Origin of the sequence: Parageobacillus thermantarcticus (assembly GCF_900111865.1) — a bacterium.
GTDB lineage: Bacteria > Bacillota > Bacilli > Bacillales > Anoxybacillaceae > Parageobacillus > Parageobacillus thermantarcticus.
The window spans coordinates 87498-100128 of the sequence record NZ_FOJS01000007.1; the positions used below are offsets into that span (position 1 = coordinate 87498).

Annotated in this window: 11 protein-coding genes; 6 read left to right on the forward strand and 5 right to left on the reverse strand. The window is 41.5% G+C overall.

Annotation, left to right across the window (positions count from 1 at the left end; all coding sequences use genetic code 11):
* Nucleotides 1-78 precede the first annotated feature (78 nt).
* Complete coding sequence (locus BM278_RS06295; RefSeq protein ID WP_090948509.1) at nt 79-759, reverse strand: response regulator; 681 nt, start codon at nt 757-759, stop codon at nt 79-81.
* 34 nt (nt 760-793) lie between these two features.
* Complete coding sequence (locus tag BM278_RS06300) at nt 794-1939, reverse strand: sensor histidine kinase (protein WP_090948510.1); 1146 nt, start codon at nt 1937-1939, stop codon at nt 794-796.
* A 219-nt stretch (nt 1940-2158) separates the two neighbouring features.
* Here BM278_RS06300 and BM278_RS06305 point away from each other — a divergent pair, with 219 nt between their 5' ends.
* A complete protein-coding gene (locus BM278_RS06305) occupies nt 2159-2794 on the forward strand; it encodes a YigZ family protein (protein ID WP_090948523.1) in 636 nt (211 codons plus the stop codon).
* 48 nt (nt 2795-2842) lie between these two features.
* Nucleotides 2843-3814, forward strand: coding sequence for an LCP family protein (locus BM278_RS06310; RefSeq protein ID WP_425272966.1), 972 nt, complete (start codon nt 2843-2845; stop codon nt 3812-3814).
* A 46-nt stretch (nt 3815-3860) separates the two neighbouring features.
* Here the strand turns inward: BM278_RS06310 and BM278_RS06315 are convergent, their stop codons facing one another.
* From BM278_RS06315 to secA2, 3 genes are all read right to left on the reverse strand, one after another.
* Nucleotides 3861-4922, reverse strand: a complete 1062-nt coding sequence (locus BM278_RS06315) for a glycosyltransferase family 4 protein (protein WP_090948512.1) — start codon at nt 4920-4922, stop codon at nt 3861-3863.
* Between the two features lie 828 nt (nt 4923-5750).
* Complete coding sequence (locus BM278_RS06320; RefSeq protein WP_090948513.1) at nt 5751-6629, reverse strand: accessory Sec system S-layer assembly protein; 879 nt, start codon at nt 6627-6629, stop codon at nt 5751-5753.
* 3 nt (nt 6630-6632) lie between these two features.
* Nucleotides 6633-9005, reverse strand: a complete 2373-nt coding sequence (gene secA2 / locus BM278_RS06325) for an accessory Sec system translocase SecA2 (RefSeq protein ID WP_090948514.1) — start codon at nt 9003-9005, stop codon at nt 6633-6635.
* A gap of 529 nt (nt 9006-9534) precedes the next feature.
* Here secA2 and BM278_RS06330 point away from each other — a divergent pair.
* Genes BM278_RS06330 through BM278_RS06345 form a run of 4 tightly spaced genes read left to right on the forward strand, consistent with a single transcriptional unit; the run spans nt 9535 to nt 12243 of the window.
* Nucleotides 9535-10218 (forward strand): glycosyltransferase, encoded by a 684-nt coding sequence (locus BM278_RS06330; protein WP_090948515.1) that lies wholly within the window; start codon nt 9535-9537, stop codon nt 10216-10218.
* A gap of 18 nt (nt 10219-10236) precedes the next feature.
* Nucleotides 10237-10605, forward strand: a complete 369-nt coding sequence (locus tag BM278_RS06335) for a DUF2304 domain-containing protein (protein WP_090948516.1) — start codon at nt 10237-10239, stop codon at nt 10603-10605.
* Nucleotides 10592-10960, forward strand: coding sequence for an EamA family transporter (locus BM278_RS06340; protein WP_090948517.1), 369 nt, complete (start codon nt 10592-10594; stop codon nt 10958-10960). The genes BM278_RS06335 and BM278_RS06340 overlap by 14 nt, the downstream gene beginning before the upstream one ends.
* 23 nt (nt 10961-10983) lie before the next feature.
* The gene (locus tag BM278_RS06345) at nt 10984-12243 is read left to right on the forward strand and encodes an ArnT family glycosyltransferase (RefSeq protein WP_090948518.1); all 1260 of its coding nucleotides are present in this window, start codon (nt 10984-10986) and stop codon (nt 12241-12243) included.
* Nucleotides 12244-12631 lie beyond the last annotated feature (388 nt).

The following is a 12631-nucleotide window of genomic DNA, read 5'->3' on the forward strand; positions in this document are numbered from 1 at the left end:
TTGTTACCTATTGTAGCGGAAAATGAAACGAATTTCATTATCATTAACCCGATAAGCACTTGGTCCTTTCCGGCGAAACTAGCGGACTTCGACCCAGCCGTTTTTGATGGCGACAATGACCGCTTGTGTACGGTCGTTCACGTTTAGTTTTTGCAAAATGTTGCTTACATGGTTTTTCACCGTTTTTTCGCTAATGTATAGCGCCTCGCCAATGCCTCGGTTGCTTTTTCCGTCTGCTAATAGCTGCAACACTTCACATTCGCGGCGCGTTAACAGATGAAGCGGCCAGCGGACTTCCCGCTTTCCTTCTTCTTCCTTCTCGCCCTTTCCAGCCGAAAGCCGGCGGTATTCGCGAATTAAATTATGCGTAATCCGCGGATGCAAGTACGATCCGCCTTCCGCGACGATTTTCACCGCTTCAATCAACGTATCCGCGTCCATCTCTTTTAATAAATAACCGGTAGCGCCCGTTTGCAACGCACGCATCACATAGTTTTCATCATCATGAATCGAAAGAACGACGACTTTTGTGTCAGGATATGTTTCAATCAGCTGTTTCGTCGCCTCTACTCCATTGATGTTCGGCATATTAATATCCATGATGACGATATCAGGACGATATTGTTCGACAATCGCAAGCGCTTCACTTCCGTCTGAGCCCTCAGCGACCACCTCAAACTCCTCTTCAAATTCTAAAATCCGCTTCATTCCTTCACGAAACAGTTGATGATCGTCAATAATGGCAATGCGTGTTTTCATGATGCCTCTCCTCCCTTTTTTAGTGTTATTGTGCTTATATGTTCAATGGGATGCGGATAAAAATCGTCGTGCCAGCGCCAATTTTCGACCGGATATTTAACGTTCCTTCCAGCAAGTCAACCCTCTCTCTCATGCCCATTAGCCCAAAGGCGTTTTCTTTTTTAACGGTTGTGTCAAACCCTTTCCCATTATCTTTCACCATCACAAGCAGCTGATTGTTTTTCACTTCCGTTTTCACTTCAATTTCCGTCGCCTCGGCATGTTTCAAGGCATTTTGTACCGCTTCTTGAACGAGGCGAAACACCGCGACTTCGAAACGGGGCGGAAGCCTCATTTCTTCCCCAATATGTACGAATGTGATACCAATTCCCTTATTATATTCTTCGATCGTCTGCAAATATTTTCTTAACGTAGGAATTAAGCCTAGATCGTCAAGCGCCATTGGTCTTAAATCATAAATAATTCTTCGCACTTCGTAAAGAGCAGAACGAACCATTTTTTTAAAATCGCGGATTTCCGAAATAGCCGCTTCAATCCCGCGATCTTTTAACACTTTTTCCATTAAATCGGAACGAATAATGACGTGCGCGAGCATTTGCGCCGGACCGTCGTGGATTTCCCGCGACAGCCGTTTTCGTTCTTCTTCCTGCGCCTCGATGATTTTCAAACCAAATTCTTGCTTTTGTCTCGCCCCTTCAATAAATTCACCGACTTGGCGGAAATCGCTAGTTAAATAATTAAGTACAACCGTAACCTGCCCAACTAAAAGATCGGCACGTTCGATCGTTTCTTTCAGCCCGATTAAACGCCGCTCCAACTCATCCCGCCGTACTCGCAGCTGTTTTTCCCTCTCGCGGACCATCGCCAGCGCCATGTGCAATTCATGCGCTTTTTCATACGCTTCGCGGATTTCATCTTCTGAATGCATTGCGAAATTCCGGCTCACTTCTGAAAGGCGTTGGCGGGAGAGACGGGTTTGCACTTCGAGCTTGTCCGCCTCCACGATCGTCTTTTCGATCGCCGCCTTCACGTCTGCCAATTCCTTAATCATCCATTCATATTCTTGGCGCGACTGTTCGCCAATTCGAAATATTTCGTCTTTGCTATGTTGAACGGTGTCGATCATTTTTTCGACAATTTTATCCAATTCTTTTACGTCCAAGCTTTTATTCGTCGACATACAACATCCTCCGTAAACGCGTTGCTGCGATGTTTTCCCGTTTTGCGCATAGATGCTAAAAAAATTTATTTGAAGGAAAAAAGTTGTCAATTTATAATAAAAAAAGCATCTACTAAAATTCTGCCCTTTGCCTACTAAAATAGTATAACACGTTTTTATAAAAACCTTGCCTATTTTTTATCTAGACTCGTTTTTGGTTGCAGCGGGGTGATTTTTGTTTTGTTGCAAAAATACTATACAGTAAAAGGATACGGCGAAAATGAAATCGTCATCGAAAAATCTCGCTTTATTTGCTACATCAACAGAGCAACTACAGAAGAAGAAGCGATTCAATTTATCCAACAAATAAAAAAAAAGCATTGGGACGCGACTCATAACTGTTCTGCCTACATTATCGGCGAACACGATCAAATCCAAAAAGCGAACGATGACGGCGAACCGAGCGGCACCGCCGGCATTCCGATGCTGGAGGTGCTGAAGAAAAAGGGGCTGAAAGATACCGTCGCCGTCGTCACCCGGTATTTTGGCGGCATTAAACTGGGAGCAGGCGGCCTTGTGCGCGCTTACGGAAAATCGGTGTCGGAAGGGCTGAAAGCAGCCGGCATCGTCGAACGCCGCCTTGCGCGCATCATGCATGTCACCATCGATTACACGTGGCTCGGAAAAGTGGAAAATGAATTGCGCTCTTCTGATTATACTATAAAAGACATCCATTACGCGGAAAATGTGGAGTTGGAAATTTTTGTAGAAGAAACGGAAAAGCAAACGTTCATCGATTGGATGACCGAGCTGACAAACGGAAGAGCGGAAATAAGAGAAGGGGAAACGGAATATCTCGAAACGGACGTCTTTTGAACTAAAACGATAAAAAGGAGTTATTTTATCATGGCAAATGAGAGAAAGATGGTAAATGAACGAAAGCGATACAAAAAGCAAAAAAAGAAAAAGCGAAGAAGACGCATTTTATTTGGGTTATTTATGCTCAGTTTATTGCTGTTAGCCAGTTCTTTAGGATATGCTTCATTTTTAATGCATAAAGCCGAATCGGTGATTAATAAGTCATATGAATTGTTCAGATACGATAATACAAAGCGGCTTGATCCAAAAAAGGACAATTTCTCTGTGTTGTTTATCGGCGTCGACGACAGCCGTTCGCGCAATTTTAAAAAAGATACCAGGTCCGACGCGCTGATTCTTGCCACGTTTAACGCGAAAGACGAATCGGTGAAAATGGTAAGCATTCCGCGCGACTCATACGTATATATCCCGTGCGAGGACAAATATGATAAAATTACGCACGCACACGCTTACGGCGGCGTAAAATGCACCGTTGAATCCATCGAAAATTTATTCGATATTCATATCGATTATTACGTCAAAATGAATTTCTACGCCTTCATGGATGTAGTCGATGCGTTGGGCGGAATCGAAGTCGAAGTTCCTTATGACATTAAGGAAAAAGATTCAGAAGACCATCGCAACGCTATCGTGCTGAAAAAAGGAGTTCAAAAGTTAAACGGTGAAGAAGCGCTCGCCCTTGCGAGAACCCGAAAGAAAGATAACGACATCGAACGCGGAAAACGCCAGCAACAAATTTTAAAAGCCATCTTGGAAAAAGCGAGCAAAGTCAGTTCCATTACAAAATATGACGATGTCATCGAAGCGGTTGGAAACAACATGAAAACGAATTTCACTTTTGATGACATTAAGTCATTAATTTATTATGTCACAAGCAGGAAAAACATCCATATCGAATCGCTCCAATTAAAAGGAACAGACCAAAATGACGGGGTCTATTACTACAAATTAGATGAGGAATCCGTGCAGGAAGTGTCAGACGCGCTTCGAAACCATTTAGAATCATCGAGCGCATAGAACAAAAAGGTCATCTCGAATGCCGACGAGATGACCTTTTTTGGCTTCACTTTCTCATATTTGCGTAGCGAATGCCTCGCACAATTTTCAAAATTGGACGGTAGTTTTTGCCGACTAATCCGATTTTTTCAGCAATTAACTCCAACGCAAGCACGACGATCGTCAATATAATCATCGATACCCATGCGGCAGCTTTGGACAAAATGATAGCCACAAGTCCAAACAAAGCACTCATACCGTAAATAATAAGAACCGTTTGGCGGTGACTGTAACCAAGACGAAGCAGGCAATGATGCAGATGCGACTTATCCGGCGCTGACAATGGCTGCTTTTTAAGAAGACGGCGAATAATCGCAAAAAACGTATCGGAAATTGGCACACCTAAAATAATGACAGGAATAATAAACGAAATCGCTGTAACATTCTTAAACCCAAGCAATGAGAGAACGGAAATCATATATCCTAAAAACAGAGCTCCCGTATCTCCCATGAAAATTTTAGCTGGATGAAAATTATAAATCAAAAATCCTAAAATGCTGCCGAGCAAAATAAACCCCATGCCTGTAACAAACATGTCGCCTTTTAAAATCGCCATCCAAGAAATCGTTATTAACGCAATGGCGGAAACTCCAGCAGCTAATCCATCAAGCCCATCAATTAAATTAATGGCATTGGTAATCCCGACAATCCAAAGAATCGTTAATGGAATGCTTAAAAAGCCGAAATGCAATTGCGATCCAAACGGCAAATTAATGTACTCTACCTGCACTCCGCCAAATACAACGACGACAAAGGCGGCTAACAACTGCCCTGCCAATTTCACTTTTGGCGAAAGCTCAAATAGGTCATCGAGAAAACCGGTAATAATAATAATGACACTTCCTAATAAAATCGGAACTTCAAACACGTTATCTGGATCTAAAAACACAACTCCCACAATAAACGCGATATATATCGCCAATCCGCCTAAACGCGGCATTATTTTCTGATGCACTTTCCGTTGATTTGGACGATCAGTTGCGCCAATTTTAAACGCCAACTTTTTGACAAGCGGTGTTATAAGCACGGAGGTTATAAAACAAATCAACAAGGTAATAAAATAAGCCATAAAAAATCCTCCTTAACTTTATCATAACCACTTATTCTTTTTTATTGTCAACATGATTTTACATTTCCAACAAAACAATGGAAAAAATAACATAAAATCACTATGTATCATGGCCTAATTTTGGACATAGTATAAAAAGACTTTTTAACTTATTCACAATGAGGATTATAACATAGACATACAAACTATTAAACCATTATTTTACGAACTACTATCATAATAATTATTCGAAAAGCGGTGATTTTTATAAGGGAATTTGTGTGAAAAGAAAACGGAAAAAGCGATTTTGTTTTTTGATAGTCCAAGTTTACTTGAAAAGAGAAGTAATTCTCGCACATAAGAAGCGATCCTATTAGCAAAACAAAAACATCACTATCGTTATCCAAGTCCTGATAATTGTGTAAAATTTCGCTCTCGATCTAGCGAATTTAAGTTTTGAGAAAATCAAAGTTTCTTTTTACCAAAAAATCTCGAACTTAATCCTATCGTCTATACTACTAGTTTTTATATCCTAGATTATTGAATGGATGGACAGCGAAAGGGGGAAATTTCTCTATCGATGGTCTCCCTTTTTCAAGTTAAGTAATGGTTACGAAGGGGAATTGATACATTCTATATAATATTTTCACATTTTTGCTTGTCTACCATATCGGTTATGGTACAATAAGAGCGAGGACCATCTTCCGTTTTGTATCGAGTATAGGTCGAGAGTGCGATGGACGGGTTGAGGCCGGGAAAGATATCCACAAATAGGTGGATATCTTTTCTTTTTAAAAAAGCTAATATTCAACGCCACTGAAACGTTGAACATTAGCTTCAAGAGATGATTTATGATTGCTTTACGATGGATATTTTCCATTTGCTTAAATCCGGCTCAGACTTTCGGATGAGCTCTTTCGGAAAAATGAACGTCCACGGTTTTGTCGTATTCGCTTTTACTTCCAAACAGTCAAGAGCGAAGCCTCCGCGCGCGATCACCTCTCCTGCCGCGTCTTCGATTTGAAGCGGAAGCTGTTCAAAATAAATGTTTCGGTCGCTGCCGTTGCGAATTAACACGGTAACGCTCAAGCCATGTTCCTCCGTTAGTTTTGCCTGAAGGCCAAAGAAATTGACTTCCCCCGGTTTTGGCGGTTCGAGTTGATCAACCAGTTGCCGTAGTTTATCTTTTTCTGCTTTAGGAAGCGCTTTTTCCCAGCTTTCCTCCAATTCTAAGCGGTGCTTTTGCCTTAATTCAAAAGCAAGCTTCCATCCTTCTTCCGGAATATTATTTGTCTTTAATGTCGCGTTTTCGAACAAAAAGTTCCATGGACGACTGCTTTTCTCCGGAAGTTCTCCCATCTCTTCTAAATTGAACTCTTTCCTCGCGATGACCGCATCGTCTGCGCTTAACAATAAAAGCGTTGCTTTTCCAATTTTAATCGGCTTGGACAAACTATGGCGCACGAACGCGGATACAACCACACCGTTATCTTCTCTTCTTAAGCTGATGCCAGATAGGGAAATTTGGTTTGGCTTTAACGGCGGCAGTTCATTGTTTAAAAAGCGCAACACATATTGTTGCTCCATTGGCAAGTTCCACGATGGATGCAAGGCTAGCTCCGTATAGACTTCTTCATCACCGGCATCAGCCGTTTCTTGAATGACATCTTGGGCAGAAACGGCGGTATCCCCGCCGCTTTTTTTCTTTTTCTTAAAAAATGGAAGCAATGTTTATTCCTCCTTATCGTCCGAAGTATGCTGCAACGATTGCAGCAATCGTGAAAGATGCAAGCTCATTTCTTTTTCGATCGCCGCATACATCATTGTGAACAATTCAAATCCATCCTTTTGATATAAGCGCATCGGATCTTCCTGCTGATAGTGGCGCATTCCGATTCCTTCTTTCAACAGCGCCATATTTTCCAAATGCTTCATCCAATTTTGATCGATCACAGCCAACATGATATGTTTTAATTTTTCCTGAAGCGATGCGTTGTTTTTCAACATCTCAAGATACTGAATATAAGAATCCACTGTTTCCTTCACTTTTTGCTTCACATCTTCGATATCCTCTAATGCATGTTCAAAAGCAATTCGCTGCGGATAAAGCAGACGATTTAACTCCTCGACCATCGCCGTAACATCCCATTCTTCCGGAATAAGTTCCGGCAGACAGTATTTCTCGACGATGTTGTCGCACGCCGATTGCACCATCGGAACGATAAGCGAAACTCTGTCTTTCTCTTTTAACACTTTATCCCGTATATGGTAAACAACATTTCTCTGCTCGTTAATGACATCATCAAGTTTTAAATTGTATTCCCTAATCGAGAAATTAATTCCTTCTACAATTCGCTGCACTTTATCCACAAACTCATGAATGTTGTCGTTCATAATTCGGCCGGTTTCATCCGTTTTTAATTTCGGCTTTAATTTCTCCGTTTCTTCCTTTGCGAAACGACGGAACATATCGTCTTCGAGGGAAATGAAAAACTGGCTCGACCCCGGATCGCCTTGGCGACCCGCTCTTCCTTTTAATTGGTTATCGATTCTTCGGCTTTCATGCCGTTCTGTTCCAATGACATGCAAACCGCCAAGCTCAGCGACCCCTTCGCCTAACAAAATGTCTGTTCCCCGTCCTGCAATATTCGTGGCAATCGTAATGCGGCCGCGCTGCCCCGCTTGGGCAATAATCGCCGCTTCTTGCTCTGCCGTTTTCGCATTCAGCAGCTCATACGGCAAATTTTCTTGATCTAAATATTTAGCTAACGCCTCTGACTGTAAAATCGAGGTTGTGCCAATTAAAACTGGCTGTCCTTTTTCATGGCGCCGCTTCACCTCTTTCGCGACCGCCACGTATTTGTCATGTCTTGTCATGTATACGTTATCAGGCATATCCACGCGAATTTTCGGCCTGTTCGTCGGAATCGGGATGACATCCATTCCATAAAGTTGCTGAAATTCCCTTTCTTCCGTTTTCGCCGTTCCAGTCATTCCAGATAAAATCGGATACATGCGAAAATAGTTTTGAATCGTAATGGAAGCTTGCGTTTTATTTTCTTCGGTAATTTCCAACCCCTCTTTCGCTTCAATCGCTTGATGGAGCCCGTCGCTTAACGACCGCCCTTCCATCACACGGCCTGTAAACATATCGACAAGCATCACTTTTCCGTCACGAACGATGTAATCCACATCGCGTTTGAAAATCACATGCGCCCGTAGCGCCTGAATAACGTAATGGTATAAAATTTGGTGCTGCAAATCATATAAGTTGTCGATGCCGAACGCTTTTTCGACCTTTTCGATTCCTTTTTCCGTTAAATTGGTTGTTTTCATTTCTTCGTCATATATATAATCAACATCACGTTCAAACCGTTTGACTAAACGCGCCGCGATATAATGAAGCTCTGAGCTTGAACGCGTTTTTCCCGCAATAATCAGAGGCGTTTTCGCTTCATCGATCAAAACGCTGTCAATTTCGTCGATAATGGCGTAGTGATAAGGGCGTTGCACTTTATCGGCAAGATCGTACACCATGTTGTCGCGTAAATAGTCAAATCCGAATTCCGTACCGATTCCGTATGTAATGTCGGCTTGATACGCTTGTTTCTTTTCCGAAGGCGACATCATCGGAAGGTTCAAACCGACGGTAAGACCGAGAAATTCATGAATTTGGCCGATTAAATTTCTATCACGTTTCGCCAAGTAATCGTTAACGGTAATGACATGCACTCCTTTTCCTTCAAGCGCGCGCAAATAGCTTGGGAGCGAAGCGACAAGCGTTTTTCCTTCACCAGTCGCCATTTCGGCGATATTTCCTTCAGCGAGGACAAGCCCCCCCATAAGCTGGACATCGAAATGCCGCATGCCAAGCACCCGTTTCGCCGCTTCCCTCACCACCGCGAATGCTTCCACCTTAATATCGTCAATAGTTTTTCCTAAAGCCAATTGTTCTTTAAAATATTCTGTTTTTGCACGCAATTCTTCATCTGTGAGCTTTTCCATATGTGGTTCCAGCTGATTGATTTGTTCAACAAGCCGTCTATATTTTTTTAACCGGCGTTCACTTGCGTCACCGATTGTTCTTTTCAACAGTGAAAGCATTTTGATTTACTCTCCTTTATAACGAATTCTAGTATAGTATACCAAATTAGCAATCATTACGAAATGTAAGTCTATGATCATATCTTTCTTAATCTTCTATTGTAAAATCATACTTTACATGAAAAAACTGCTTGTCGACAATATTTGTTGAATATTGTAGTATTTTGTCGATAGGGTTTAGCTTGATAAGCCAGTCTACGATTTCCGTAGATGGCTCTTTTTTTGTTTACGGAAACTATTGGCACGATGCCTATGCGGTTCGTGTCAAATGTTTGCAATCGAATGCTTATTTTAACTTAAAATTCGCTGGCAGCGACAATAGTGATCTCTACCATGGTTCGTTCCACCTTTAATGAATGATAATCTTCGTTGGAAAATGTTCTGTTTGTTACTGCATCACATCCGCGAAATCCATCTCCACATTGATATCATTAGACAACAAAGTGACATTACTTTGGAAAAATGCTATACTAACCATTTGAAAGACATTTCACTCTTTTATAATGGAGTAATCAAAGGAGGAGCGGTAGTGGATATTCTCGTCATTATCCCCGCTTATAATGAAGAAGCGACCATAAAAGATACGGTCATGAATTTAATCAAAACGTGTCCATATGATTATATCGTGATTAACGACGGCTCCACCGACAGAACATTGGAGATTTTAAAAGAGAATCAATTTCATTATTTAGATTTGCCGGTTAATTTAGGAATCGGCGGCGCGATGCAAACAGGCTATCGTTACGCTCTCCGAAAAGGATATCAATACGCGATTCAATTAGATGCGGACGGCCAGCATAATCCGAAAGATCTTGAAAACCTTGTTTCCGAAATTAAAAATTCCGGTTATGACATGGTGATCGGTTCTCGATTCGTGCAAAAAACGAACTACAAAGGAAGTATTTTCCGAAGAATGGGGATTCTTTATTTTTGCTATCTACTATATATGATCGCTGGAATCAAAATAACCGATCCAACCTCCGGATATCGAATCGTAAACCGCAAAGTAATAAGAGAATTCGCCAATTATTATCCTGTCGATTATCCTGAAGTGGAAGTCATAGCGAAATTAGCGAAGAAAGGATATAAAATTAAGGAGATCAAAGTAGACATGAATGCGAGACAAGGCGGAAAATCGTCGATTACTCCATTAAAATCATTATATTATATGACAAAAGTAACTTTTATTTCAGTGATCCGTTCTATTTTTTAAAAAGGGAGAAAAGAGTTCATGAGCACAGTGCAAATGATTACGATCGCATTCGCGTCTCTTTTCCTCATTCAAGTCGTTTATTATTCCAGCCGGAATAAATTGAGGGACAAGCAGGCGTTTCTTTGGTTTTTAATGGCTTTTATCGGCATGTTCATCGCAATTTGCCTCGACTTGTTAAATAAAATCGCCGCACTTCTCGGCGTGTCTTACATGCCTACTCTCATCTTTACAATCGCTTTTTTAGTCGTTCTTAATATTCTCATTTACCAATCAGTCACGTTATCCGATCATCAAGAAAAAATAAAAACGCTCGTACAAGAAATCGCTTATATAAAACATGAATTGGAAGACAATCAACGTAAGGGAGAGAAAGATGAATCTTGTTAATTTTTTATTGATTTTGTCCAACACATGTATTCTCGTTATAGGCCAGTTTTTATGGAAATACGGCATGATGAAAACGACGTTTTCATTGAATCCCCTTGCACTTATGAAAATGCTGTTTTCACCGTTCATTTTTTCCGGACTCGTTATGTACGGGGCGGCCACCATTTTATGGCTTTTTATTTTATCCCGCGTTCCATTAAGCGTCGCCTATCCCGTGCAAAGCATCGCGTATGTGCTCGCAGTGTTTGGCGCTTATTTCGTCTTCCATGAGCCACTTTCGCCGACGAAAATCATCGGAGTCATTCTTATTATATTGGGTGTTTCCTTCATCGGAATATCGCCTAACACCCAATAGAAAATGATATTGGAGTGAATTTTATGGTATCGCTAAATCAAAAAAGGAAAATCATCGTTGCCGTGATGCTATTAACAGCGCTCGGCATTCGCCTTTTTGTTTTATGGAAATACGGATTGTCGCTTACCTTGCACAGCGACGACATGGGGTATGTAAGAAGCGGCAAAATTCTTTTAGAGAAAGGCATGCTCGTTTACCATAATACGAACGAACCGACTGTTCATATCATGCCCGGAATGTCGATATTGCTAGCTGCGATTTTTTTTATTTTTGGCACCGGCAACGTCGGATTGTATGCCGCAAAAGCGGTGATGATTTTATTCGGCGTTGCTAGCGTCTATCTTATTTACGCCATCGGAAAAGATATGAACCGGGAATGGGCTGGCATCATCGCCGGATTTTTTACCGCGCTATTTGTTCCGCTTATTGAAACAGACAATTTAATTTTAACCGAACCGCCTTTTTTATTTGGACTTCTTCTTTTTACTCGTTTTGCGATCCAACTTGGTCGAAATCATAACATGTCCGCTTTTTACGGGCTAATGTTCGCCTACTTGTTCTGCCTGTTGTTTCGCGCTACCTTCGCTTTGGTTCCATTTGCGCTTCTTGGCTACTTTTTGCTTATCAAATATCCGCTTCGGCTCGCATGGAAGCAATTAGGGATTGCTGTTCTGCTAGTAATCATCGTACTCGGCCCATGGTGGGTGCGCAACTACGTTCACTATAAAGCATTCATCCCGTTAACCGGCGGCTCTGGAGATCCGCTTTTGTTAGGCACTTATCAAGGATATGGATACCGATATGGCGAGCCTTATAAAGAAGTAATCGAAAAAATAAATGAAGAACACCCTAATATGAATGCTTATGAAAAACAAAAGTTAGAAAAAGAAATCGCCATCGAACGAATAAAGCAATGGTATCGCGCAAACCCGCGGCAATTCATCGAAAGCTACACGACAAAAAAGGCAAGAATACAATGGGAACAACCTTTTTACTGGATTGAAATATTAGGCGTAAAGAAATCCGTCATGAGTTCCTTGCACAAATGGATTGTATCCCTTGCGTTCGCATCGATGGCGCTCACCTTGCTTTTATTAAAACAAAACCGAAAAGAATTGCTGTTTTTCGCTTTTATCATCGCGTACTTTACGATCTTAAACAACGTGTTTTTTGCCTACCCAAGATATAACCTTCCGTTAATGCCGATTTTGTTTTTCTATATCGGCCTGCTCGTTTCAGTCATTGCACATATGTTTTTCCGCAAAAAAACAACCTCCCCTTGATCAATTTCAAGGGGAGGTTTTGTATTATGAAGCTAATAATTGTTCAAACTGCCGCGATGAAATATGAGGATATACCCATTGCCGTTTTAATTCAAAACTCACATTTCGCACCCTAACAAGGTCAAAACAAAGGATTTTTTATTTAGTTTTTCAGAATAACTTTTTGACCAACACGACGAGCGATGGCTATCCTTTTTTTACCATCGCTGGTCGTTCCGTATGACGTTACACGTAAATGCTCTCATCCAGCCCCAACCCCTGCAGAATCCTTCGTTGTTCAGGGGTGAGGGAGCGATCCAGTGAGCGTTGGATGCGTCCATCCGGCAGCTCCAGGAGGACGACGTTCACATATTGAAACAGCTGGAAAATCGCCTGCCCCGTCGGTCGG

What these genes read in the sequence shown, in the direction of transcription:
- BM278_RS06340 (WP_090948517.1), top strand. Translation starts at nt 10,592, where the DNA reads ATGAATCTTGTTAATTTTTTATTGATTTTGTCCAACACATGTATTCTC.
- BM278_RS06300 (WP_090948510.1), bottom strand. Translation starts at nt 1,939, where the DNA reads ATGTCGACGAATAAAAGCTTGGACGTAAAAGAATTGGATAAAATTGTC.
- BM278_RS06345 (WP_090948518.1), top strand. Translation starts at nt 10,984, where the DNA reads ATGGTATCGCTAAATCAAAAAAGGAAAATCATCGTTGCCGTGATGCTA.
- BM278_RS06295 (WP_090948509.1), bottom strand. Translation starts at nt 759, where the DNA reads ATGAAAACACGCATTGCCATTATTGACGATCATCAACTGTTTCGTGAA.
- secA2 (WP_090948514.1), bottom strand. Translation starts at nt 9,005, where the DNA reads ATGCTTTCACTGTTGAAAAGAACAATCGGTGACGCAAGTGAACGCCGG.
- BM278_RS06310 (WP_425272966.1), top strand. Translation starts at nt 2,843, where the DNA reads ATGGTAAATGAACGAAAGCGATACAAAAAGCAAAAAAAGAAAAAGCGA.
- BM278_RS06335 (WP_090948516.1), top strand. Translation starts at nt 10,237, where the DNA reads ATGAGCACAGTGCAAATGATTACGATCGCATTCGCGTCTCTTTTCCTC.
- BM278_RS06315 (WP_090948512.1), bottom strand. Translation starts at nt 4,922, where the DNA reads ATGGCTTATTTTATTACCTTGTTGATTTGTTTTATAACCTCCGTGCTT.